Source organism: Bradyrhizobium sp. USDA 327 (genome assembly GCF_041262065.1).
Lineage (GTDB): Bacteria > Pseudomonadota > Alphaproteobacteria > Rhizobiales > Xanthobacteraceae > Bradyrhizobium > Bradyrhizobium liaoningense.
Genome location: NZ_JBGCCW010000001.1, coordinates 4451820 through 4475921, shown reverse-complemented (window position 1 = coordinate 4475921; position 24102 = coordinate 4451820). Strand labels below are relative to the sequence as shown.

Genomic DNA, 24102 nt, shown 5'->3' with positions numbered 1-24102 from the left:
GGCACGGCCCGCGTCAGAGTTCCGCGAGCAAGATGAACAGGCAGCGGCGCTCGCCCTTGTTAACCATGCCTCCGCGATGCATGCCATTGCCATCGAATAGCACGCAATTTCCATAGTTCGAAGTCGCCGCGAAGTGCCCCTCTCGCAGGCGCGCGATATCGGGATGATTGTCGGGAACGTCGCCGCCAAAGTCGGCCTTCTTGCGAAGGAATGCCGGCAGGGCCATGAATTTCCTGCGCGCGTCGGGCCGGCGTCCGGAAAAGCCGGAGAAATCGTTGGTGCGGCGGATCATGCCTTCGAACCAGCCAATCTTCGCATTCTGGCTGCCGCGGATGTAGCAGAAGGGGCCGCCGTCGGGGCCGATGTCATGGACGTAGATCGCGCATTTCAGCATGCCGTAGGTGGCGTCGATGTGCAGATAGCTGCCCCAGGGATCGGCAAGCTGCGTGTCCGGGAAGACGCGTTTCCAGAATGCGAGATCCTGGTCGTTGATCTGCGCGTTGACGTGCTTCACGCCGGCCGGACGGCCGAGATAGGCGCTCGCCGCTTCCATGATGCCGTAGCGATTGAAGATGGTCTCGACGGTTGCGAACGCCTGCGGATCGGCCGAGCGCGTGCACCAGTAGACGTTGTCATCGAACTTGCGCTTCTCCGGCGAAATGTTGGCGCGGCGCTCGTCGAGCTTGGCGAAGCACGGATTGGTCACGCTGCGGATCTGCTCGATCTCGTCCGGCGTGAGCGTCAGACAGACGATGCCGTCGGATTTGATCTTGTTGAGCAGCGCCGAGTTCGCCGGCTTCGCCGGACGGCGCGTGCCGGTCAGCGTGCCGATCGCGCGGCTCGCGCGGATGCGCGCATACATCGAGATGTAGCGCAGCGCCATCTTTGCATTGAGGCCGCTGAAGCCCACTTCCTTGGTCAAAAGCGGCATGTTGTCGTAGTCGACGATGCGGCGGATGGTGACGAAGGCGAAGGTGCGCAGGAACACGTTCAGCGCGTAGAGACGCTCGCGCAATGCCGGCTTCGGCAACATGCCGCCATAGGCTGGATGCGCGTCGTAGTCGATCGCGGGAAGCGCGGTGCCGCGATAGGGCGGAATCGGAAGTTCGCCGATCTCGACGGCGCCTGCCACCGGCGTCACGTTGGAAAGGGAATCGATCGTCGTCATGTCGCGTTCTCCCGGAACGAGCGCGGTTCGTCTCAAGCTCGCCCCGATTTATATAGCCTGGGGTGCTACACAAGCAACACTGGCCAGTGTTTATCCGGTCGTTCCGGGCGGTTCCGGTGTGGCCGGTAAATCATGGAAATGCTTTGGGAAAGCGCGCGTGAGGTCGATCTTCCGAAGCGTTCGGGCGATGGCCTCGGACGCACCCCCGCGCCCATACGGCGGCTCAATCGGGGGATCGGGTTGGAACCGGCCCTCGAAGATGCGGGTGAGGCTCGCGAGGATGGCCACCGAATCGGCCGGACAATCGATGATCGAGGCGGCGCGCAGTCGGCCTTTTTGGCGGTCGCCGATATTGATCGTTGGGACGCCGACGGCCGGCGCTTCCAGGATGCCGCTGGAGGAGTTGCCGACCACGGCGTCCGCCAGCCGCAGCGCGGCCCAATAGCGCTCGCTGCCGAGCGAGGTGAAGAGGTGGGCGCGCTCGCTTCGCGTCGCGACAAACGCCTTGATCGCCTCATCGATGGCGCGATACCCCGGATCAGCGTTGACGCCGGTGAAGATGAAGCTGCGGTCGTCGACCGCGGCGAGTGCACCGATGAGGGCCGCGACATTGGCAGCGTCGGTCTCGGGCTGCGCCGTGGTCGGATGCAGCGTCACCAGCAGAAAGCGCTCGGGACCGCCGATGCCGAGCTTTGCGAACAGCTCGGCACGGGTCGGCTTCGGCGTGCTGTCGGCCAGATCGAGGCCGGGCGCGCCGACATTGAAGACGCAATCGGGCTGCTCGCCCATCTGGATCACGCGCCGGCGATAGGGCTCGGCCGCGACGAAATGCAGACAGGCCATCTTGGTGATGGCATGACGGATCGCGTCGTCGAAGGCGCCCGCGGTGATCTCGCCGCCATGGATGTGCGCGATCGGGATGTTCAGCAGCGTTGCCGCAACGGAGGCGGCCAGCACCTCGTAGCGGTCGCCGAGCACGACGAGGATGTCGGGTGCGAGCTTTGGCAGCGCCTCGGCAAAGCCGATGACGCCGATGCCGGTGCCGCGCGCGATCGTTTCGGCACGATCGTCGTCGAGGGCGAGATCGATCTTCGCAGCGATCGGAAAGCCGTCGGCCTCGATGATCCTCCAGGTCTCGCCGAAGCGCGGCAAAAGGTGCATGCCGCAGGCAATCACGCTCAGCGCGACGTCATCGGCCGCCTTGAGCTGCGTCAGGATACCCCGCAGCAGGCCGTAGTCGGCGCGCGAGCCCGTGACGACGGCGATGTGGCGGCGTGCGCTCATGCGGGCTTCCGCCAGGGCGAAGCATCGAGCATGCCGTGCTCGATGACATAGGAGGCGTAGGCGAGGTCGGCCGCGCTCTCGATCTCGATCGAATGCATGCGGTCCATCATGATGCCGTAGCTCGCTGACGGATCGGCGTAGATCTTGCGATGCTTGCGCATGGCGTCCCAGCCGACGAGGTAGAGCGCGCCGTTCATGGTGACTTCGATGGGCTGGTCCTGCCGCCGTTGCGCCGTCGTCGTCAGCATCTTCTCGACGATGCCGCCGATCGAGCCGTCCTTGCCGAGCGTGCCGACGAAGATTGAGGAAACCTCGGTCTCGCGCATGCCGACGACGAGGCTCGCCTTGCGCGCGGCGAACAATTCGACGGCCTCGTCGAAATGCTTTGGCTTCGCGAAGGGCGAGGAGGGTTCCAGCAGCATGATGGCGTCGTAGCGCCGCTTTTCATGCGCCTCGATCCAGTCCATGGCGTGCAGCACCACGTCGTTGGAGGAGGCGGTGTCGGTCGCGAGCTCAGCCGGTCGCTCGAACAGCATTTCGGCGCCATACCGCATCGCTTCGGCGCGGATCTCGGGGCTGTCGCTGGAGACGATCAGGCGCGAGCAGTAACGGGACTGCTTGGCGGCAATCGCCTTGTAGCCGGTCAGGCTGAGGCCGCCGATCTCGCGCAGATTCTTGCCGGGCAGGCCCTTCGATCCGCCGCGGCCGACCAGCAGGAACAATATCTCGGGCGAGTTCGTCATGGGCTCTCGATGATCCTATGTTTCGTCGTTGCGAATCAGCGTGATTCGTCGCTCCTCGGGGTCTTGTCGGTCCCCTTGGGGAACGCCGCAAACCGCCCGCTTGCGTTGCTTTTACCAGCGTGCTCGGCTAAGACAACCGCTTGATTGGCGGGCGATTTCGCTTCGCTGCTTGCAACAAAACCCCATGCATCGCAAAACCTTGATCATTGCTGAGGCTGGCGTCAACCACAACGGCGACCGCGCACGCGCGATGGCGCTGGTGGAGGCGGCGGCGCGGGCGGGGGCCGACGTCGTCAAGTTTCAGTCGTTTCGCGCCGACAAGCTCGCCACGGCTGAGGCCGCGAAGGCGAGCTACCAGCAGGCGACCACCGGCAAGACGCAGTCGCAGCTTGACATGCTGCGCGCGCTCGAGCTCAGCACCGAGGACGAGGAGCAGATCGCCGCGGCCTGCGTCGCTGCTGGCATCACCTACATGTCGACGCCGTTCGATCCCGACAGTGCCACGCATTTGGTCCGCCGCGTCGGCGTGTCCACGCTGAAGGTCGGCTCGGGCGATCTCACCAATGCGCCACTCTTGCTGCATCTGGCGCGGTTCCGGCTGCCGATCATCCTGTCGACCGGAATGGGAATGCTCGCCGAAGTGGAGCAGGCGCTTGGCGTCATCGCTTTCGGATATCTCCGCGATGCAACTGCGCGCCCGTCGCCCGCCGACTTCGCGAACCTGTTGCTCGACCGCGGGACCTGGACGGAGCTGCGCGCAAAAGTCACGCTGCTTCATTGTACGACTGAATATCCGGCCGATCCGCAATCGATCAATCTGCGCGCGATGGCAACGCTGCGCGAGGCGTTCGGCCTGCCGGTCGGCTTCTCCGACCACAGCCGGGGCATCCACATCGCGGCGGCGGCCGTGGCGCTCGGCGCCAGTGCGATCGAAAAACATCTGACTCTCGACCGCGATTTGCCCGGACCGGATCACCGCGCCTCGATCGAACCCGACGAGATGACGGCGATGATCGCAGCGATACGCGACGTCGAGGCCGCGCTCGGCGACGGCCGCAAGGTGCCGGCGCCGGAGGAGATTCCAAACCGCGCAGTGGCGCGCCGCAGCCTCATCGCGCTGCGCCCGGTGCGCGCCGGCGAGCGCTTCACCGAAGACAATCTCGGCGTCAAGCGCCCGGGCAATGGCGTTCCGCCGATCGAATACTGGAGCTATCTCGGCAAAGCCGCCTCGCGCGACTACGCGGCCAACGAGGCGCTGGAGCCATGAGCCTGATCGTGCTCTGCGCCGGCGGTCACGCCCGCGTCGTCATCGAGGCGTTGCTGAGCCGTGGCATCCATCCCGCAGCCGTCGCCGACCGCGATGCCGCGCGCATCGGCGAGGCCATCGGCGGCGTCAAGATCACGGGATCCGACGACGACGTCCTGAAGATGGCCCCCGACACCGTCGAGCTGGCCAATGGTCTCGGCAATCGCGCCTCGCGCAGCGATTCGGGGCTGGCGGGCCGGCGCGCTCTGTTCGATCGATTCGCTGGGCAGGGGTTCAGGTTTCCCGTGATCGCGCATGCCTCCGCCGTGATCGCCTCCAACGCGCAACTGGGCGACGGCGCACAGGTGATGGCGGGCGCCGTGATCCAGCCGGCGGCGCGGATCGGACGGAACGTGCTAGTGAATACGCGCGCGGTGGTCGAGCACGATTGCGTCGTCGGCGATCACGCGCATATCGCGCCGGGGGCGGTGCTGTGCGGGGGCGTGTCGATCGGCGAGAGCGTCCATGTCGGCGCCGGTGCCGTTGTGTTGGTCGGCGTCAAAGTGGGCGCCGGAGCCGTCGTCGCCGCGGGCGCGGTGGTTACAAAGGATGTCGCGGCCGGCGGGTTCGCCGGCGGCGGCCGGGGTTAGGTCATGAAGGGTGCTTTCGTCGTCAATGAAGAGACACCGCTGATCGAGACGCTGCGGCGGATCGATCAGGGCAATCTGCAACTCGCCATCGTCGAGCGCGAGGGCAGGATCGTCGGCACCGTCACCGACGGCGACGTGCGGCGTGCGTTGCTCGGCGGCACGGGCCTCGATGCCTCCGTCAGCCTCGTGATGAACCGCACGCCGATCACGGCGCCAGTCGGCATCTCGAACCCGGCCGCGCTCAATCTGATGCGCAAGCATTCGATCCACCAGCTTCCGCTCGTCGATGCCGAGGGGCGGGTGGTCGAGGTCAAGCTGATCGACGATCTTGCGCTCGCGCAGCAATCCGATCATTGGGTCGTGTTGATGGCCGGCGGCCTCGGCTCGCGGCTGAAGCCGCTGACCGACGACATCCCGAAGCCGCTGATCCGCGTCGGCGACAAGCCGATCCTGGAAACCGTGCTCGGCGGCTTCGTCAAGGCCGGGTTTGGCAAGTTCTTCATCTCGGTCAATTACAAGGCCGACATGATCCGCGACTATTTTGGCGACGGCTCGGCCTGGGGCGTGGAGATCAACTATCTGCAGGAGAACGAGCGGCTCGGCACCGCCGGCGCGCTGTCGCTGTTGCCTGGCAGGCCGTCGCAGCCGTTCTTCGTCATGAACGGCGATCTGCTGACGACGGTCAATTTCGAGCAGATGCTGAAATATCATCGCGAGTACCAGGCGTTCTCCACAATATGCGTGCGCGAGCATTCGGTGACGGTGCCGTTCGGAGTGATCGACTTCGACGACCATCGCCTACTCGGCATCCGCGAGAAGCCGACGCAAAAGTTCTTCGTCAATGCCGGTGTCTATCTGCTCGATCCCGCCGTGCTCGATCATCTCGACGCCAACGAAGCCGTTGACATGCCGACGCTGATCGAGCGCACCATCGCAAAGGGCAAGCCGTCGGTCGTCTTTCCCTTGCGGGAATACTGGATCGACGTCGGCCGGCTCGACGATCTGCAGCGTGCCTCCGACGAATTCCAGAGGATCTTTGGATGAGCAGCGAACGTTCGCTCCGCGAGATGATGTCGCTCGACGGCCGGGTCGCCGTTATCACCGGCGGCGCCGGCCATATCGGCCGCGCGATCGCTGCCGGTCTTGCCGAACTCGGTGCCAGCATCGCACTGGTCGATATTGCTGCGTCAGCGGGTACTGAAGCGGCGGCGAAGCTGACTGCGAGTCACTCGGTCAAGGCAGCCATGTTCGACTGCGATTTCGAGCAGGGTGAGGCGGTGAAAGATCTGCCGCGGCGGGTGCGCGAAGCCTTTGATGGTATCGACATCATCGTCAATTGCGCGGCCTTCGTCGGCACCAACGGACTGGAGGGTTGGGCGGTGCCGTTCGAGCAGCAGTCGGATGCGACCTGGCGGCGGGCGATCGAGGTCAACCTCACCGCGCCCTTCGTCCTCATCCAGGCGGCTGCCGAGGATCTCGCCAAGTCGTGCCATGGCAGTGTGATCAATATTTCCTCGATCTACGGCCTCGCCGGGCCCGACTGGCGGCTCTACGAGGGGACCCCGCTCGGGAACCCGGCCGCCTATGCTGCCAGCAAGGGCGGCCTGATCCAGATGACGCGGTGGCTGGCCACGACCATGGCACCCAAGGTGCGGGTCAATGCGGTGGCGCCGGGCGGCGTCTTCAGGGCGACGCCGGAGCCGTTTTTGAGCCGCTATGTGGCCCGGACGCCGCTTGCACGCATGGCAAACGAGGACGATATGAAGGGCGCCGTGGCCTATCTGGCCAGCGATCTCTCTGCATATGTGACGGGACAGTGCATTGCGGTCGACGGGGGGTGGACGGCGTGGTAAGCCGACAGCAAATCATGCAATCGCGAGAATCTCGGAAATGTTGAGCTGTAGCAAATGCTTATTGCCGGAAACGGCGGAGGCCACATCATTCGACGAAGCCGGTTCGTGCAGCGTTTGCCGTCAGATCGAGGTTCGTGACACCCAGATCAACTGGGACGAGCGCCATGACCAGATGATGGAACTGGTCGCGCAATACCGCGACAAGGGTCTATACGACTGCATCGTGCCCTATTCGGGCGGCAAGGACAGCGTCTTCCAGCTCTGGTACGTCGTCAAGAAACTCGGCCTGAAGCCGCTGGTGGTACGTTTCGACCACTGGTTCTATCGTCCGCTGATCGAAGAGAACAACACCAGCGTGTTCAAGCAGCTCGGCGTCGACGTGCTGAACTTCACGCCGAATTGGCATGTGGTGCGTGAGCTGATGCTGGAATCGCTGAAGCGCCGCGGCGACTTCTGCTGGCACTGCCACACCGGCATCTATGCCCACACCATGCAGATCGCGATCCGCTACGAAACGCCGCTCCTGTTCTGGGGCGAGAGTCTCGCCGAATACCAGTCGTTCTATTCCTATGACGAGATGGAAGAGGTCGACGAAAAGCGCTTCAACCGCGCCATGAATCTCGGCATCACCGCCGACGATATGTACGAGTTCCTCGGCGGCCGCGTCGCCAAGCGCGATCTCTATCCGTTCGTGTATCCGCCGCGCAAGGAGCTGATGCGGATCAAGTGCCGCTCGATCTGCCTCGGCAGCTACATCAAGTGGGACACCAAGAAGCACGTCGAGATCATCAAGCGCGAGCTCGGCTGGAAGGGCCAGGAGGTCGAGGGCATTCCGCCGGAATACGACTACGAGAAGATCGAGTGCTTCTTCCAGGGCGTGCGCGACTATCTGAAATACATCAAGCGCGGCATGGGCCGGACCAACCATCTCGCCAATATCGACATCCGCAACAAGCGCATGACCCGCGAGCAGGGCGAGGCGCTGGTGCGCGAGTTCGACGGCAAGCGGCCGCCGAGCCTCGATCTGTTCCTCGACTATCTCAATCTGACCGAGGAGCAGTTTTTGGGCATCGCGATCAAGCACGAGGTCAGCCCGTGGCAGTTCTCGCCGAACACGGTCGAGCCGGGTCGCCGCATGCCGGACATGGACAAGTGGAACAATACCAAGGTGCCGTGGCCGAACCATCCGGGTGTCGAGATCGGCGGCGGCAAGGGCTAGGCGAGGGTCGATGGGTGGCGCGATGATCGCGCCGCGGGGGAGCAGGCGATGTCAGGCGTAGCGATCGTCGATTATGGCATCAACAATGTGCGCTCGGTGAAGAACGCCGTCGAGTATTGCGGCTTCGATCCGGTCGTGACGCATGACGCCGACGCCATCGCCGACGCCTCCCACGTCATCCTGCCCGGCGTCGGTGCGTTCGGCGATGCCATGAGCAACATCCGCGCGCGCGGCATCGACGAGATGCTTGAGCGCCACGTCCGCGAAAAGGGCAAGCCATTCCTCGCGGTGTGCCTGGGCATGCAGCTCCTCGCCAACAATTCCGAGGAGCATGCGGACGACGGCGTGGCGCATCGCGGGCTCGGCTGGTTCGATGCCGACGTGCTGCGGCTGATGCCGAACGATCCTGCGTTGAAGATCCCGCATATGGGCTGGAACATGGTGGCGAAGGAGCGCAACCATCCGATCCTCGCCAATATCCGCGAGAGCAATTTGGCGTTCTATTTCGTGCACTCCTTCGCCATGCGCTGCAAGGATGCCGGCGACGTGGTCGGCTACGCCCAATACGGCCAGCCGGTGACCGCGATCATCGCGCGCGACAACATCGCCGCCACCCAGTTCCATCCCGAGAAGAGCCAGGATACCGGGATCGAGCTGATGAGCAATTTCCTGCGCTGGAATCCCTGAAGTCCTCGCGATGCTGAAGAAGCGCCTGATCCCAAAATTCCTGCTGCGCGACGGCAGGCTCGTCAAATATGTCCGCTTCTTCGAGAACGAGCGCGCCGCCGGCAACCCGGTGACGACGGCCAAGGTCTACAATGATTACGGCGTTGACGAGCTGATCGTGCTCGACATCGTGCCGAGCGCGGCCTCGCGCGGCCGCGTCGTCGACATCATCGAGCGGATGTCGGAAGAGATTTTCATGCCGTTCACCGTCGGCGGCGGCGTCAAGACGCTCGACGACGTCAACATGCTGCTCCGCGCCGGCGCCGACAAGGTGTCGGTGAACTCCGAGGCCGTGCGGCGTCCGGAATTTTTGCGCGAGGCGGCACGCACCTTCGGCGACCAGTGCATGACGGTGTCGATCGACTACAAGAGGATCAGCCCCAACCACGCCAGCGTGTTCATCGACGGCGGCCGCGAGCATGTCGCGCTCGATCCGATCGAATGGGCGCGGCGCTGCGAGGATCTGCATTGCGGCGAGGTGCTGCTCGGCTCGATCGACCGCGACGGCACCATGAGCGGCTACGATCTCGACATGATCCATAAGGCCGCCAATGTGCTGAGCGTGCCCCTGATCGTCTCCGGCGGCTGCGGTTCGCTCCAGCACGCGATCGACGCGCTGGAGGCCGGCGCGTCGGCGGTGGCGATCTCCTCGATGTTCCTGTTCACCGACCACAGCCCGATCAAGCTGCGCAGCCATCTGTTCTCGCGCGGGCTCGACGTGCGCGCCAGCTCCTCAAGCAGGAATTAGCACCGTGCAGCTCTCGCTTGCCCGCAATGATCTCGCTCTCTATGTGCGCAAGCAGTTCGAGAATTTGTTTCCCGACGGCGCCGACCTCGGCGACCTCCCAAAATTCATCGATCTCGCGCTCGGTCGGATCGATCATTGTTTTTCGCGCGTGCGGCTGAAGGGATTTTTCGCGGGTGGCGAGGCGCGGTTCTCGCACTGGCACTCCGACCAGTACGCGATCTTCCTCTACTATCTCGCCAATTCAGCGTTTCGCGAGCGGCCCGGCCACCCCATCGCCGACAAGGCCTACGCGCTGAACAAGGCGTTGCACGCGCTCGACGCCTTTTACGAGGTGGAGCTGCCCCACGTGTTTGCGGTCCAGCATCCGGTCGGCACCGTGCTCGGCCGCGCCAGCTATTCGGATTACTTCATCTGCTATCACAACTGCACGGTGGGGGCGAACCTCGACAACGACTATCCGTCGTTCGGACGCGGCATCGTGATGTACGGCGGCAGCCGCGTCATCGGCAAGACCGCCGTGGGCGACAACAGCTTCGTGTCGACCGGCGCGATCATCATCGACGGCGGCGCGCTGGCCGCCGACAGCATCTTGCACGGCATCTATCCAAAGGCCGCGCGGTCGCCGACCTCGCGGAACGTGGTGCGCGACATCTTCGGGGTCAAAGGCTGATCAGGTCAGCCGCTTGAACCCGGAATGCGCAACCGGGCCGCGCAGCAACTGCTTGACGGCCTTCTGGTCGACCGCGGTACGCAGGTCCCGGAACACCTCGTTCACCGCTTCCAGGTAGCGGTCGACATGGGCATCAGTGTGCGACCACATCGCGTAGAACGAGCCGGTGGCGAGGATGCCGCGGTCCAGCATCATCTGCGTGAACAGCGTGCGCACCTCCTGCGCGTCGGGCAAGTCGAAGGCGAAATGGCCGAGCGGCGAGATGCCGGAGACGTGCAGCGGCATGCCGGTGGCCTGTGACGCCTCGGTCCAGCCCTTCTGGATCCGGCTGCCGATCCGCATCAGGTGCCGGGCGACGTTCTGTTCGCGATGCTTGCGCAGGGTGGCAAGGGCCGCGACCGGGCCGACCCGCTCGGTCCACGCGGTCGAGCTGACGAAGGTTTCCTGCGCGGCATCCATCACCGAGGCGCGGCCGACGATCGCGGCCATCGGGAAGCCGTTGGCGATCGCCTTGGCGAATACGGCCATGTCGGGGTCGACGCCGTAGGCGAGATGCGCGCCGCCGGAATTGATACGGAAGCCGGAGGTCACCTCGTCGAAGATCAGTGCGGCGCCGCAGCGGTCGGCGAGCGCGCGGATGCCCTTGATGAAGGCGGACTCGGGCTCGCTGGAGCGCACCGGCTCCATCACGATCGCAGCGAGCCGCTCGCCATGGGCGGCGACGATCGCCTCGATCTCGTCGAGCTTGTTGAAGTGGAACGGGTGCATCAGGCCGGCGAGACCGCGCGGCACGCCCTTGGTGTCGAGGCCTGGCAGCAGGTGCCCGTCGAGCGCGGCGGTCTCGCCGAGATTGGCGCTCAGATACCAGTCGTGCCAGCCGTGATAGCCGCAGAACGCCACCATGTCGCGGCCGGTCGCCGCACGCGCGATGCGCACCGCGATCGCCATGGCCTCGCCGCCGGCGCGGCCGAAGCGCACCATGTCGGCCCAGGGATGCAGCTCGACCAGCAGTTCCGCGAGTTCGATGTCCTCGGCGCAGTTCAGGGTCGACATCGAGCCCATGTCGATCGCGGTTTTCACGGCCGCATCGACGTCGGGATCGGCAAAGCCGAGAATCGTGGCGCCGATGCCGCAATAGCTCATGTCGAGATAGGTCTTGCCGTCGAGGTCGACGACTTCGGCGCCCTTGGCCGATTTGAAATAGGTTGGCCACTGCTCCGGCAGGAACATTTCCGGCCGCTTTGAGAGCAATTGCGTCCCGCCGGGCATGACCTTGCGCGCGCGTCGGTAGAGACTCTGACCAGTTCCTGACATCTTCGTCCGTCTGCAGTGATGAACGTCTGGCTACCCGAAAAGCTCTGCCCAGGCAAGCGGCCGGCAACCGGGACGCATGGAGTGATGGATCGCAGAACCACTAGTTGACGATGCCTTTGCGTTCGAAGTACGACGTCAAAGGGTGGGGGCGGGCAGCTCTATCGCTCGGCGTGGGATCTATCTGGAAGGCTGTCATGACCGACGTTGCGCCGACTTCAGGGCTGGAAATGCTGCGTCGAGCCGCGAGACTATCGATCGTCATTCCCATTTTCAACGAAGAGGCCAACATTGAGCCGCTTCGTGCGGCGCTCATGAAGACCATCTCGACGCTCGGACGGGAGGTTGAGGTCATCCTGGTCAATGACGGGTCGACCGACGGCTCGGCGCAGCAACTCGAGCGCCTGGCCGCGTCCGATTCCCGGTTCAAAGTGATCACCTTCGCCAGAAACTGCGGCCAGACCGCCGCCATGATGGCGGGATTTGATGCGGCGCGGGGCGACGTCATTGTGCCTATGGACGGTGATCTGCAGAACGATCCCGATGACATTCCGCGGCTCCTCGCCAAGATGGACGAAGGGTTCGACGTCGTGTCGGGTTGGCGCCGAGACCGGCAGGACAACGCACTCCTGCGGAATTTGCCGTCTCGTCTGGCCAATCGGCTCATCTCCTGGCTGTCGGGGTTGTCGCTCCACGACTATGGTTGCACGCTCAAAGCCTACAAGGCCGACCTCCTGCGCGGTTTCCGGCTGTATGGCGAGATGCACAGATTCATCCCAATCTACGCTGCCTGGCAGGGAGGCCGCGTGGTGGAAATTCCGGTCGCGCACCACCCGCGTCGCGCCGGCAAGTCCAAATACGGACTGGAGCGCGTCTTCAAGGTCGTGCTCGATCTGCTGCTGGTCAAGTTCCTGACCGAATACGAAACGAAGCCGATTTACGTCTTCGGCGGAGCTGCGGTCGCCTTCTTCGCCCTTGGGTTTTGCACCGGCCTGTATTCCCTTTGGCTGAAATATTTCGATGGCATCGCCTTCATCCAGACGCCGCTGCCGCTTCTCGTGTCGCTGTGCGCGATCACCGGCACGATGTGTATCCTGATGGGGTTGCTCGCGGAACTGATGGTCCGGATCTACTTCGAGTCGCAGAGCAAGCGCATTTACGATGTGAAGAATCGGATCAATTTCGAGGCTGAAAGCGACTGACATGTGCGGAATCGCAGGCTTCGTCGGTGCCGAGAATCCCGCCGTCCTGAGGACGATGGCGCGCGAGCTTGCCCATCGGGGACCCGACGGAGAAGGCTTCCTGTCGGATGCGAAGAGGCACGTACACCTCGCGCACAGGCGTCTCGCCATTCTCGACATCGGAGGTGGCATCCAGCCTATGTCTCTTCCGGATGCCCGCATAACGGTCGTCTTCAATGGCGAAATCTACAATCACCGAAGTCTCCGATCGGAGCTGGAGGCGCGCGGGCATCGCTTCGCGACGTCCCATAGTGACACCGAGGTGCTGCTTCACGGCTGGGTCGAATGGGGCGAGGAACTGCTGCCCAGGCTCAACGGCATGTTCGCCTTCGCGCTACTCGATCGCGCTGGCGAGCGCTTGGTCATCGCGCGGGATCGGTTCGGTGAAAAGCCCCTGTTCTGGACCGTAAAGAACGGAGAGTTCGTCTTTGCCTCCGAGCTCGGGGCGATGACCAAACATCCTTCGTTGAAGGGGACTGGCATCGATCGTCTGGCGATACAGAAGCTCTTTGCATACAGCTTTATCCCGGGAACCAGGACGCCGCTCGCCGGCGTCCAGCGGTTGCGACCCGGCAGCTGGCTGGATATCGACCTGTCCCAGATCGACCATGCTCCGCTGCCAGCCCCGGTCGAGCGATCCTATTGGCGCTTCTCAATTCTGCCCGACGCAGCGCCCGCGGGGACGGAAGATGATTGGGCTGAGGAGCTCGACCATCTTCTCGGCAAGTCCGTGTCCGCACGGCTCGAAAGCGACGTGCCGCTAGGTCTTTTTCTGTCCGGTGGCGTGGATTCGTCGGCGATCCTGGCGCATGCGGCGGACGCGCGCGACCCCAAGACCATTGACGCCTTCTCGATTGGGTTCACCGAGCCCAGCTTCGATGAGTCTCGCTACGCCGAGCGGGTCGCCAAGCTCGTCGGATGCAATTGGCACCTCAAGCTCTGTGATCTGGACGCCGTGCGCTCGGAGCTCGTCGCCTTGCTCGGGCGTATCGACGAGCCCATGGGGGACAGTTCCATCGTCCCGACGTCGGTGCTTTGCAAGTACGCTGCGGAGAACGTTAAAGTGGCGCTGTCGGGCGACGGAGGCGACGAGCTCTTTGCCGGCTACGATCCCTTCAAGATTCTCGGGCTTGCCCGCATGTACGATCGGATGGTTCCGCGCAAGATCCATCAGGCGATCTCCGTTCTGGCGAGTCGGCTGCCGCCCTCCGAGCAGAACATGAGTTTCGATTTCAAGGTCAAGCGCGGCCTGAGGGGCCTGAGCCTGAAGCCGTCGATGTGGAATGCGGCGTGGCTCGGCGCCCTCGGCAGCAGGGAAATATCGGAACTCTTCGAGGAGGAGGTGGACCCGGAGACCCTGTACGGGGAAGCGATCACGGCGTGGGAGCAATCGGAAGCGCGTGACGATGCAAACCGTACGCTGGAGTTCTTCACCAACCTCTATTTGCCTGACGACATCCTGGTGAAGTCGGATCGCAGCTCGATGCTCGAATCGCTCGAAGTCCGCGCGCCGTTTCTGGACAACGATGTTGTGGAGTTCGCACGGCGCCTGCCGATCGACGTCAAGTTGCGCAAGGGCGTGAGCAAATGGATCTTGAAGCGCTCGCTCCGCAATCGGTTGCCCGACGACATCCTCCACCGGGCGAAGAAGGGTTTCGGCGCGCCGATCGCGCGGTGGCTGCGGGAGCTTCCGATGCCGGCCTCGCCCCGAACTAGCTTCCTCAATCAGCGCGTCCTGTCGCGGCGCTGGGCCGACCATGCGGCCAAAAAGTGCGACGACCGGGGAGCGCTGTGGATCTGGCTTGGCCTGGACGCGCGCCTGCCCCAGCTTGCCCCCATAGGATGATCGGTAGTGATTGGCTGGCTGCAACGACGTTGGAACGAGGTCTGCGACCGGACGATCGGCTCCGATGAATTTTGGGACCTTGCCGTCGACCATCGCACAGCTTACGGCGCGCTGCTTCCGATGATCCAGCGCCACGTGAAGGGCACGACGCTGGACCTGGGCGCCGGGAGGCTGGCCTGGCGCGCGACGATCCGCTCCAGGGCGGACGGCTATGTCGCGACCGACGCGTTCCCTACCCATCCGGATCTCGATTTCGTCTCCGATGCGCAGGGGCTCCTGCCGGTCCCTGACGACACGTTCGACTCGATCTTCTGCTGCTCGGTCTTGGAGCATATGCCGCAACCGTGGACAGCGTTTCCAGAACTGCTGCGCGTGCTCAGACCTGGCGGCGTCCTAATTCTGTCGGTGCCTTTCCTCTATTATCTTCACGGCCAGCCGCACGACTACTTTCGCTTCACCCGCTACGGGGTTGAGAAGCTTGCTCGTGACGCGGGGTTTGAAATCGTCGAACTCTCGGCCGCCGGCGGCCTCGCGCATGCGACCCTGCAAGCGGGCAGCATGCTGACGACATCGTTATTGTATTCCCCCAAATTCCCCCATGCGGCGCGCGCGGCGAGCTGGTTCCTCACAGCGATCGCAAGACTATTGGACTCGGCGGATCGCGGCCAGGTGTTCGCCCAGTCCATTAATGCGGTGTTGCGACGGCCGGCCTAGTGTTTTGCAGGATGGTGTAACGTCCGCCCGAGGAGATGAACTCGGCCCCATATGAACCGGCTGGGGGAGCGAAAGCACTGCCTGTCTCGATCAACGCGTATGCAAAATATGGATCGCCGGCCTGTAGCAGGGTGGTTGCGGCCCCTCTTCCGGCCTGCTCGCAATCCCAGTTGGGATCGCTTTGGCCTCCCCAGCAATTGACTTCGTTGTTGCCGGACATGATCGCAAAATGGACTGGATGCAGACTGGGCGCGATCATTCCGATTGGTGTCCTTCGAATTTGTTTGGCCCTGAACCAATCGGCAGCCTCGAAGGCTTCGGCAGCGTGCGGTTCGGCCTTAACGAATTGAAACTGATACGAAGTCTGCAGCAGAAACTGCTGATTGATGCAGAATACCGCGACAATGACGTAAGCGGCCTTGACGAGTTGAGCGTCGAATTTGCCCGAGGTCTTGCTTGAAATCAGGTGGTAGACCTCGGCTCCCCCGATAGCGGCAAAGAACAACAGCATCGGTGTGAATACCTGATAGTATCGCACCACGTTGCGCACATCGATCAGCAAATTCGTCGCGCTGTAGTTCTGCAGAAGATAGGTGCTGACCGGAAGGACCAGCAGATAAATGAGGACGACCGCTTCGTAGAGCGGGAGGTACATCATGATGAAGCCCGCTCCCGAGCGCTTTCGTAAGGAGGCGACGGCCCCAATCGGCACCAAAGCCAGCAGCGGCAGGGGGAGCGTCGCGGCGATTACATCGAGCTTCTCCATTTTGTAGTTGAGGACGGCCATCAGGTAGCTGAACACGCGTGCCGGGCTGAAGCTAAGCAAGGAAAAGAACCTGTCGGAGGTCCCGGTATTGCGCAAAAAGCCTATCGCATCGGCGGTCCACAGCAGGCGGACCGTGTAGTTTGCGACCACGATCAGCGCCAGGAAGGCAACTGCTTTCGAGGCCGCTGGCCGGCCGGAATGGTCGTGCTGCCGATACTTCCAGTAGATGATCCATAGGAGCAATGCTGCAAGGATCAGGCCCTCGTGGCGGATCAATACCGAAAGGCCGGCGATGGCGGCGAGTGTTAGGGGAGCCCGAGGCGGCCAATACACCAGAACTGCGAAGAAAAGGGTCACCAGGAAGGTTAGTAGCACCGTCGGGTTGAGATACAGGCCGGAAATGCAGAATTGAGCGTTGGTCAACAGCAGGATGACTGCAATCATTGCGGTGCGATCGCTTCCGAAACGGCGGACGAGGAAGAACAGGGGAAGTGCCGTCAGACCGACAAAAATCGTCGTGATCGCGGTCGACGCGTGCATTATGAGCGTATATCGATCCGCGATGGACAGCCCATGTAAGGCCTTGCCTATTAGCAAAGGAAGCAGCCATGGTTGGCGATCTGCGACCAGTAGCTCGCCATGATAGGCTTGATCGATCAAATAGAAGGGCGCCAACGGGTCATTTTGAAGATAAGCTAGATGCCGTGTCGCCATCACCAAAAGAGCAATGATATTGAAAAGGGCAAGTGCGAGAACGGTTGTTGCCGGAGAGACTCGAGATAAGAAACGCATCATTGGTGCTGCGGTCCGCTGACGAACTCGCGCAATAGTGGCATTCATTGGTCTAGATGTCTAACGAAGGTATGCTTCAGCCCATTCCCATGTTCCATTTCGTGCAAGTCAATGGCATTGAGTTGGCTGCGGCTCTCATTCTGTGTGGACTGTTCGCGGCCTTCGCTCGAAGGAAGGGAAAAACGCTCGTTCACGCGGGAGCGGTTATGCTCCTCATGCTCGTTCCCGTTGCACTTTCAGTCGAACGGGACACCCAATTCATGACGATCGATGAAACAGGGCTGACGAACCTGTTGCTGGAGCCGGCCAATCGAGGACATGGTCAACTGGTATCCGGCGCGTTCCGCACGACATTGCCGGTAGCGGTCCATCTCGTGCGGCTGGCGGAAAACTTGGGTCTTCCAGAAGATCGCATCCGCATGATTCTGAAGATCGATCATTGGCTGCTCGGTTCGTGTCTGCTCCTGGTCGTCTATCTGTTACTCGCCAAGCTGGGCGGATTTGATCCCTTCAGTCCGGGAATGGTCATCCTGGCGGTGACGAGCCTGTTTACCTTTCCGATGACCAATATCACGATCAAGACATTCAACTATGATCTGATTTCCTCCCTCGGCGCGGTCATTGCGCTGCTCTTGGTCAGCGTCGCATTTACCAGCAGCCGGCGCATAAGCGTTCAGGCCTTCTCTGCAGCGATCGTCGTGGCAACACTGGCGGCGCAGGAAAAGCTCTCCGGTTCTCCGATTCTGTTCATCGTTCTGATAGCTCCGGCCGCCTTTGCCGCCACCCGAGGGCCGACGCGCCCGATCGCTGCAGGCGTGGCCGACACCATTGCCGGAATTCTGCTCTCGCTGTCCATCTCGGTGGCCTCCACGCTGCTGTACGTCATAGGGATCCCTTCTGTTCTGTGGGGCGGAGTCTGGCCAGGCATCGTCGATGCGATGAGCTCATGGACGTGGATTCCACTGTTGGTCCTGTCGGGAAAAGGCGGCGGGGAAATTCCCAGCCGTGTGGCTGCCGTGACGATGGCCATTGGATCCTTGGTGGGAGCGGCAGTGCTGCTCGGAAGCTGGAGCCAACGATTGAAGGCCGCTAAGCTCCCGTTGGCCGTGCGGCATTTTCCGGCAACTGTCGCCGGCATCATGATTCTTGGCTTTGCCGCAGGTCTGGTCTCGACAGCTCTGCTGCAGCCCTATTGGGCGCCGTTCCATCCGAGTCCGATAACTCCATCGTTTGCGTTGAATGGAGTGTGGCTGCATTTCGGTTTCGACAGTCTCGCGATCACGAGACTCGCATATTTGGGTTATGCCTTCGAAATCCTGATCGTTGCGATTCCGACTCCGCTGTTCATCATGGTGCTCCTCGCATGCATGCTCTTGCTGACCGGGCGCAGACCGTGTGACGCCACCGCCGGTTTCCTCTTCGTCGTGGCGCTGGCATTGATCTTGATCGGTGCGCTGTTGCAGGTGCCGTTAGCTCACCGATATCTAAACACGCCCTTGTTCCTGATTCTCGCTGCGTCTCTGCTCGTCATATTGTCGAGTGCCCAGACGTATGGCCTGGTGAGTCGAACGAGGAGCGTTGGTCTTGCCGTCATTGCTTTCATGGCGGCATTGTTCTTGATCCTGGAGACGGTGCCGTTCCGGCCGCTGTACGCTGCTTTTCGACCGTTCTGGTTAAATTATCTGGACGCCGATCATGCGGAGGCGGGCCGGTTGAATCCATCCTGGATGGGATGGGGCGAAGAACGCGCGCTCCTGGGCGAGAAGTTCCAGGAGCTCTGCGAAAGATCGCCGGACATCTGTCGAAATGGGCGAATTTTTCACTTGTATTATGGACGGTGGCTGCCGGAGCGGCCGCGGTCATTCGGGATATTTGATGCCGCAACTGTCGTCGGAAAAGAGCCCTTGGGCGATCACGATTATTATCTGTTCAATCGGAGCCGTATCGTTCAGGGCCTTCCGCAACCGAAATCACGACCTATCCTGACCCTCGATTATCGCGGTTACGAAATGGCTTGGCTCTACCGCGGTTCGGATCTCGCCGCGGAGAGCTACGGTTTCGGCCGGTGAGCCTGACTCGTCGACGGCCGGCCCGAGAACATCAGTAGCAGGCCGCCGATGAGGCTCGTTCCAAGGATCAACGCTCTGCTGAAGGCGGCAAAGGCAATGGCCGGCTCGTGCGCAACGCCCAAGAGCTGAAACAGTGCGACGAGACCGGCTTCCTGCAGCCCGATGCCGTTGATGGAGACGGGCATCAGCGCCGCCAGCGTCACGAGGCCGATGACGGCGGCGAGCTGCATGACGTCGACTCTCATCCCGATCGCTTGCGCGATGATGAACTGAGCCAGGATCGACGCGGCGGAGCTTAGCACGGAGAGCAGGACCGCGAGCGCAAGGACGCGCGGCAGGCCGGCGAAGCGGAGTGCGCGTGTGGTGACCGCGGCCAGTTTCTGGCCCATGCTCGTGACGACCGGCCGGAACGAGGGGATGCGGCTGGCCAGGACAGCCAGTACCCCCACCACAGCAAGCGCTGGCACGATCCAGATCGCGAGCGATGCGGCGGAGATTGCGCTCACGCTTGGCCGCAGCTCCCAGAAGTTGGTGGAGGGCAGGGCTGCGGCCGTCATCAGCACGACGACGATCAGGCTCAGCAGACGGTCGGCAACTAGGGTCAGGATCGCGAGGTTCAATCCGTGGCCGCCGCGCGTGAGCGCCGCCGCGCGGTAGACGTCGCCGCCAACTGTGCTGGGAAGGAAGTTGTTGGTGAAGAAACCGATGAAGGTCAGTCGCATCACGTAGAGCGGAGGAAAGCTCGCCCCCTGGCCGCGCAGCAGCACCCATAGCCGCAACGCGCCGAACACCTGACTGGTCGCAAAGATGACGAGCGAGATGGCAAGGACTGCGGGAGGAAAAGCGGCGATCGTGCTGATGGTCGCAGAATCGACCTTGGACAGCAACCACAGGATCAGCGACACGGAGATCAGCAATTGACAGCCGCGCCAGGCCAGCCGTGGGACCCGCGGGGCGCTCGTCCATTGCCGAAGCAGGCCGGGGCGAAGCTTCATGATTTCCTGACGAAGGTGAGAACGATGGGAGTCTCCCAGCGCAATACTCGTGCTATGCCGAGCAGGATTGTGATGACACCAAGCCGGTGGAATATCCGCAACAGGTTCTTGGCGAGCCCCAGCGTCGAATACTCCTCGAAATTCAGCGACCGCACGCGCTCGTCGAACAGTGCCTGGCCCCATCCCTTGACCTCGATCCTGTCGCGGAACGGTGCGATCCAGCGCTTCATCTTGGCGGGCGTGATCAGCTGCAGCGTGTCGACATAGGCCGGGTCCCGCCCTGCGAGGCGCACGCGAAGGCGGCCGAGCCAGTGCGGGCTGTGCGGCAGCCACAGCAGGCCGTAATGGCCCTCCCACCAGCTGCCGAAATTCGGGATCACCATGTGGCAGACGCCGCCCGGTCGCAGCACCCGAAAGCACTCTTTCATCACCGCTGCGGGATCGGCGACATGCTCGAGCACGTTGGACGATATGACGGCATCGAAGCTCTGGTCAGGGAAGGGGATGTGCTCTCCGACTCCATTGACGAGAAGCCTAGGATCGAGCCCGCAGCCGTCCAGAAGCTGCTGACCGAGCTCGTAGGTGCCGCTGAACTCTTCGCCGCCTGGTTCGAGGCCATAGGCTTTGGCCCCGAACCGCAGCCTGGCCGTGGTGACGGTCAGGCCGAGCCCAGCGCCCACTTCGAGCAGCTTCAGTCCCTGGAGCCTGCGGCCGCTTTCCTTCTCGAAAAGTAACAATTGGGCAATCGACCGTTTCACGTCCAGGCTGTCGTCCGTCATCCGATCAAGGTGATGCTGTGAACCCGCGATCGGGCCGAACGACTTGACATAGATCGGATAGAGTTGCTGCCGCAGCCTGCTAAACAGCGTGGGCTCCAGACAATCGAACGAGGAAACTGCGGGTGATTCTGAGGACATTGGGGCTACGGCGGACAGTTGGAAGGTTCTGTAGTCTGTCTTGTCTCAACCGGAGAAATCCTACGGTCGACGTCGAGGTAGAGGCGGCACCACTGCTCGAGGACGGCGAGGGCAAGTGCGAATTTGGCACGCCGCCGGCTCTCGATCGGGTGGTGGCGAACAACGGGTGAAGTCATACCATCGATCCAGCCGCGCGTCGCTTTCGGATCGAACCAGCCCCTCGCCGCGATCGATTTTTCGTCGACCAAATGATGCAGGGGGCCACCCGGTGCCAGCAGCCTGTTGATCATGGGGAGCAGGGCCTGCGTGCCCTTCTTGCCGGACTTGGGGCGATACAGGACATCGGTCGGCAGTCGGGACTGCATGGCCTTGCGGAAGATCGCCTTTGCCATGCCGTTCTCCGTCTTCAGTGCGAAGGGAAGCGCATTGGCGTATTCGGCGAATGTGTTGTCCAGGAACGGAACACGCGCCTCGACCGAATGCGCCATGGTGAGCTTGTCGACGCGCATGAGTTGGTTCTGGACGAGCGCAGTCTCTGCCTCGAACCGAAGCATGTCGTCCGCTTCATCGTCCCCGCCGAACCACGGTTGAATCCTGCGCTCGACGGCTTCGAGGGCGTCCGGCTGGTAGGATCCCGGTGTCATCAAGCGCCCAAGCGTACGGCTGTCCGGCATCAGGCACATGACGTCGAGCGCATATTTGCGCACCAGCCGTCCCGGCAGCAGCGAAAAAGGTGGGCTGAACAGCCGGTAGTGCGGATAGCCGGCGAACAGCTCGTCGGATCCTTCGCCGAGCAGGGCCACCTTCACGTTCTGCCGAACGAACTTTGCCGCCTGCCAGGTCGTCTGCATGACCGGGTGAGCGATCGGCTCTTCCAGGCTCTCGATGCAATCGGTAAACCCCGATGAGAACACGGACGGATCGACCAAGCGCTCCTTCGATTTGATCCCGCAATGGCTTGCGGCGGACCTCGCAAATGGAATCTCGTCGTCGGGAAGGCCAAATCCGATCGTGAATGCCTGTATCGATGACGGGTCCATCAGCCGCGCCATCGAGGCCGCCACCGCGGACGAATCGAGCCCGCCGGACAGCAGCACGCCCACCTCGACGTCGGCCACGAGATGCGAGGATACTGCCTTGTCGAATAGGGTGCGCAGCGTGTCGGCGACTTCGTCGTTCGAGGCAGACGCAGCAGGTTCCGTGGTACCAGGTCTCTGCATGCGCCAATATCGTTCGACCCGCGCGGCACTGGCTCCCTTCGTCGGATCGAACCGCATGAGGCAGCCCGGCTGAAGCTGCTGAATGCCGGAAAAAAGGGTTGATTCCTGTGCGGACCAGCCCCTCAAAAGATATTCGTAGAGGGCCGATCTGTTGATCGTCACAGCGGTGTCGGCGGCGCGCAGCAGAGGCCGGATCTCGGAGGCAAAAATGATCTGACCGGGACGGGGAATCGAATAGTAGAGCGGCTTGATGCCGTGCCGGTCGCGCGCCAGGAACAGGCTTCGCGTGCGCGTGTCCCACACGGCAAATGCAAACATTCCCTCCAGGCGTTCGACGACCCGCGAGCCCCAGACACGCCAGCCGTGAAGGATTACCTCGGTGTCGGAATGCGTCGAGAAGTGCTGGCCGCAGGCCTCGAGCTCCTTGCGAAGCTGGCGGAAGTTGTAGATCTCGCCGTTGAAGACGAGGCCTACGGTGCGATCGGCATTCCACATTGGTTGCGCGCCGCCCGCTACGTCGATGATCGAGAGGCGGCGGTGTCCCAGTCCAACGGCGCTTGCGGGCAGGCCGATCGCGCTGCCCGACGGCATGAAATCGACGCCGCGTCCATCCGGCCCGCGATGCGCGAGCGCATCCGTCAGATCGTCGAGGCGAGCTGCGTCCCAATCGCCGATGAAGCCTGCAATCCCGCACATCAGGATAATCGCGAATTGCTGGGGGATCGCTGCCCGCCGGAACCCCGCTCGCCGGTGCAAGCCTCCGCCAGCGCCTGATCCAGCGCCTGCAGATTTTCGACTATGGCATTCGCGGTGATCCCGGCGATCCTGCCCGGCAGATCCTTTTTGTCGATGGTCGTGCGCGCAAGCTCGAAGACCTGGTCTGGCGCTTCGATGAACCCGTTCAGATCGAACGCGAACTCCGCTAGCCCGAGGCTGTCGAAGATGTCCTTGCCCTTGTTTGTGTAGGAAAGATGGATCGCTCTCACGCCTTGCCTCAGCGCGGTCAGGGTCGAATGCAGCCGCGTTCCGATCACCAAGTCGAATTTCTTCATCAGGGTAATGAACTCCGGGATCGAGAGGTCATCTTCGCACAATAGAACCGCGGGGTCATCGGCAAAACTGGCTTTCAACTGGCCCAGCCACATCGCGTCGTCTTCCCATTCCTCGATGCCCGGCTCGTACATCGAAACCAGAACCACGCGCGCATCCATCTCGGTGCGAAGCCGGCCGATCAGCCTGACAAAGGCGTCCACGAACGCCGACATCCGTTCGTCGGCGCGCTCGCGGAACGATGCCTTCGCGAACTGATACGGGAGGAATCCACCGGTGAAGTGGAACCACAGACGCATGTTGATCGCGATGAGAGGCCCGCGGTGTTCTTCCGACGTCTTCTCAAGGTCAGCGAACACCTTCGAGGTGGGGTGTGCGACTGGCTCAAATCCGGGCAGGAAGATGCCGTCGTGGGAGCGGACCAGCTTGGCGCGCGAGCGAAGCGAACTGACGAGATCGAAGGTGCCCTTGTCGCGCGCCATGAAGACTACGGTCTGGCTGAGCACCGCCCGCGCAAGAAAGCGTCCGATTGGGGACCCAAGCGGACCCGCACCCTGGCAGACGCAAACGATCTTGAGGCCGAGCAGGCGATAGATGAAGAAGACGAGCCAGGTGTGGCACAGCTTGGCGAGCGATGAATCGTCCTGCAGGTCGAGCCCGCCGGTCCATATCACAACGTCGGCCTTCGCCAAAGATCGCCAGCCGCTTAGCGGCGGAAAGAGATTGTAGACTGGGCCATAGGGGATCGACGTCGCAGGGATTGGCGGCAAATGCCTCTGCCGCGAGCAAAAGACGTCGACTGGCCTCTGTGTCATGGTCGCAACCGCGCTCAGAATGCCCCATCGGCTGAGCAGGTCGCCGCGGTTGCCGCGGA

The 24102-nt window shown here is 62.6% G+C and carries 21 protein-coding genes; 12 read left to right on the top strand and 9 right to left on the bottom strand.

Features of this window, described 5'->3' with window-relative positions; translation table 11 throughout:
- Positions 1-13: 13 nt before the first annotated feature.
- From ABIA42_RS20990 to ABIA42_RS20980, 3 genes are all read right to left on the bottom strand, one after another.
- The gene (locus ABIA42_RS20990; RefSeq protein WP_370121647.1) at positions 14-1168 is read right to left on the bottom strand and encodes a hypothetical protein; all 1155 of its coding nucleotides are present in this window, start codon (positions 1166-1168) and stop codon (positions 14-16) included.
- A gap of 90 nt (positions 1169-1258) precedes the next feature.
- Positions 1259-2452 (bottom strand): UDP-N-acetylglucosamine 2-epimerase, encoded by a 1194-nt coding sequence (gene neuC / locus ABIA42_RS20985; RefSeq protein ID WP_370121650.1) that lies wholly within the window; start codon positions 2450-2452, stop codon positions 1259-1261.
- Positions 2449-3195, bottom strand: a complete 747-nt coding sequence (locus ABIA42_RS20980) for an acylneuraminate cytidylyltransferase family protein (RefSeq protein WP_370121652.1) — start codon at positions 3193-3195, stop codon at positions 2449-2451. The genes neuC and ABIA42_RS20980 overlap by 4 nt, the downstream gene beginning before the upstream one ends.
- 184 nt (positions 3196-3379) lie before the next feature.
- On the opposite strand from ABIA42_RS20980, the gene neuB reads away from it, so the two are divergent.
- The 8 genes from neuB to ABIA42_RS20940 are packed head-to-tail and all read left to right on the top strand — an operon-like array spanning position 3380 to position 10307.
- Positions 3380-4462, top strand: a complete 1083-nt coding sequence (neuB, locus tag ABIA42_RS20975) for an N-acetylneuraminate synthase (RefSeq protein WP_370121655.1) — start codon at positions 3380-3382, stop codon at positions 4460-4462.
- Complete coding sequence (locus ABIA42_RS20970; RefSeq protein WP_370121657.1) at positions 4459-5091, top strand: NeuD/PglB/VioB family sugar acetyltransferase; 633 nt, start codon at positions 4459-4461, stop codon at positions 5089-5091. Before neuB ends, ABIA42_RS20970 begins: the two co-directional genes overlap by 4 nt.
- Before the next feature lie 3 nt (positions 5092-5094).
- Positions 5095-6135, top strand: coding sequence for a nucleotidyltransferase family protein (locus tag ABIA42_RS20965; protein WP_370143633.1), 1041 nt, complete (start codon positions 5095-5097; stop codon positions 6133-6135).
- Positions 6132-6944 (top strand): SDR family oxidoreductase, encoded by an 813-nt coding sequence (locus ABIA42_RS20960; protein ID WP_370121663.1) that lies wholly within the window; start codon positions 6132-6134, stop codon positions 6942-6944. The genes ABIA42_RS20965 and ABIA42_RS20960 overlap by 4 nt, the downstream gene beginning before the upstream one ends.
- A 37-nt stretch (positions 6945-6981) precedes the next feature.
- Positions 6982-8163: an N-acetyl sugar amidotransferase gene (locus ABIA42_RS20955; protein ID WP_370121666.1), complete on the top strand. Its 1182-nt coding sequence runs from the start codon at positions 6982-6984 to the stop codon at positions 8161-8163.
- A gap of 48 nt (positions 8164-8211) precedes the next feature.
- A complete protein-coding gene (gene hisH / locus ABIA42_RS20950) occupies positions 8212-8850 on the top strand; it encodes an imidazole glycerol phosphate synthase subunit HisH (RefSeq protein WP_370121669.1) in 639 nt (212 codons plus the stop codon).
- Between the two features lie 10 nt (positions 8851-8860).
- Positions 8861-9637, top strand: a complete 777-nt coding sequence (locus ABIA42_RS20945) for an imidazole glycerol phosphate synthase cyclase subunit (RefSeq protein WP_370121671.1) — start codon at positions 8861-8863, stop codon at positions 9635-9637.
- 4 nt (positions 9638-9641) lie between these two features.
- The gene (locus ABIA42_RS20940; RefSeq protein ID WP_370121674.1) at positions 9642-10307 is read left to right on the top strand and encodes a hypothetical protein; all 666 of its coding nucleotides are present in this window, start codon (positions 9642-9644) and stop codon (positions 10305-10307) included.
- Here the strand turns inward: ABIA42_RS20940 and ABIA42_RS20935 are convergent, their stop codons facing one another.
- On the bottom strand, positions 10308-11621 hold the full coding sequence (locus ABIA42_RS20935; protein WP_370121677.1) for an aminotransferase class III-fold pyridoxal phosphate-dependent enzyme: 1314 nt from the start codon (positions 11619-11621) through the stop codon (positions 10308-10310).
- Between the two features lie 194 nt (positions 11622-11815).
- Between ABIA42_RS20935 and ABIA42_RS20930 the strand changes: the two genes are divergently transcribed.
- The 3 genes from ABIA42_RS20930 to ABIA42_RS20920 are packed head-to-tail and all read left to right on the top strand — an operon-like array spanning position 11816 to position 15419.
- Positions 11816-12820, top strand: coding sequence for a glycosyltransferase family 2 protein (locus ABIA42_RS20930; RefSeq protein ID WP_370121680.1), 1005 nt, complete (start codon positions 11816-11818; stop codon positions 12818-12820).
- A 1-nt stretch (position 12821) separates the two neighbouring features.
- Positions 12822-14705: an asparagine synthase (glutamine-hydrolyzing) gene (asnB, locus tag ABIA42_RS20925; RefSeq protein ID WP_370121683.1), complete on the top strand. Its 1884-nt coding sequence runs from the start codon at positions 12822-12824 to the stop codon at positions 14703-14705.
- Positions 14706-14711: 6 nt separating this feature from the next.
- Positions 14712-15419 (top strand): methyltransferase domain-containing protein, encoded by a 708-nt coding sequence (locus ABIA42_RS20920; protein WP_370121686.1) that lies wholly within the window; start codon positions 14712-14714, stop codon positions 15417-15419.
- On the opposite strand, the gene ABIA42_RS20915 is transcribed toward ABIA42_RS20920, so the two are convergent.
- Complete coding sequence (locus ABIA42_RS20915; RefSeq protein ID WP_370143632.1) at positions 15391-16980, bottom strand: hypothetical protein; 1590 nt, start codon at positions 16978-16980, stop codon at positions 15391-15393. The two genes, ABIA42_RS20920 and ABIA42_RS20915, sit on opposite strands and share 29 nt — an antisense overlap.
- A gap of 257 nt (positions 16981-17237) precedes the next feature.
- Between ABIA42_RS20915 and ABIA42_RS20910 the strand changes: the two genes are divergently transcribed.
- Positions 17238-19046 carry a hypothetical protein gene (locus ABIA42_RS20910; protein WP_370121691.1) on the top strand — a complete coding sequence of 603 codons (1809 nt, stop codon included), beginning with the start codon at positions 17238-17240 and terminating at the stop codon, positions 19044-19046.
- On the opposite strand, the gene ABIA42_RS20905 is transcribed toward ABIA42_RS20910, so the two are convergent.
- From ABIA42_RS20905 to ABIA42_RS20890, 4 genes are read right to left on the bottom strand one after another with little or no spacing between them, the layout of a single operon-like run.
- The gene (locus tag ABIA42_RS20905) at positions 19028-20041 is read right to left on the bottom strand and encodes a lysylphosphatidylglycerol synthase transmembrane domain-containing protein (protein ID WP_370121694.1); all 1014 of its coding nucleotides are present in this window, start codon (positions 20039-20041) and stop codon (positions 19028-19030) included. The genes ABIA42_RS20910 and ABIA42_RS20905 overlap by 19 nt on opposite strands.
- Positions 20038-20958, bottom strand: a complete 921-nt coding sequence (locus ABIA42_RS20900) for a class I SAM-dependent methyltransferase (protein ID WP_370121697.1) — start codon at positions 20956-20958, stop codon at positions 20038-20040. Before ABIA42_RS20900 ends, ABIA42_RS20905 begins: the two co-directional genes overlap by 4 nt.
- Positions 20959-20963: 5 nt before the next feature.
- Entirely contained in the window at positions 20964-22874 is a 1911-nt protein-coding gene (asnB, locus tag ABIA42_RS20895) for an asparagine synthase (glutamine-hydrolyzing) (protein WP_370121700.1), read from the bottom strand.
- Positions 22874-24043: a polysaccharide pyruvyl transferase family protein gene (locus ABIA42_RS20890; protein ID WP_370143816.1), complete on the bottom strand. Its 1170-nt coding sequence runs from the start codon at positions 24041-24043 to the stop codon at positions 22874-22876. Before ABIA42_RS20890 ends, asnB (ABIA42_RS20895) begins: the two co-directional genes overlap by 1 nt.
- Positions 24044-24102: the final 59 nt, after the last annotated feature.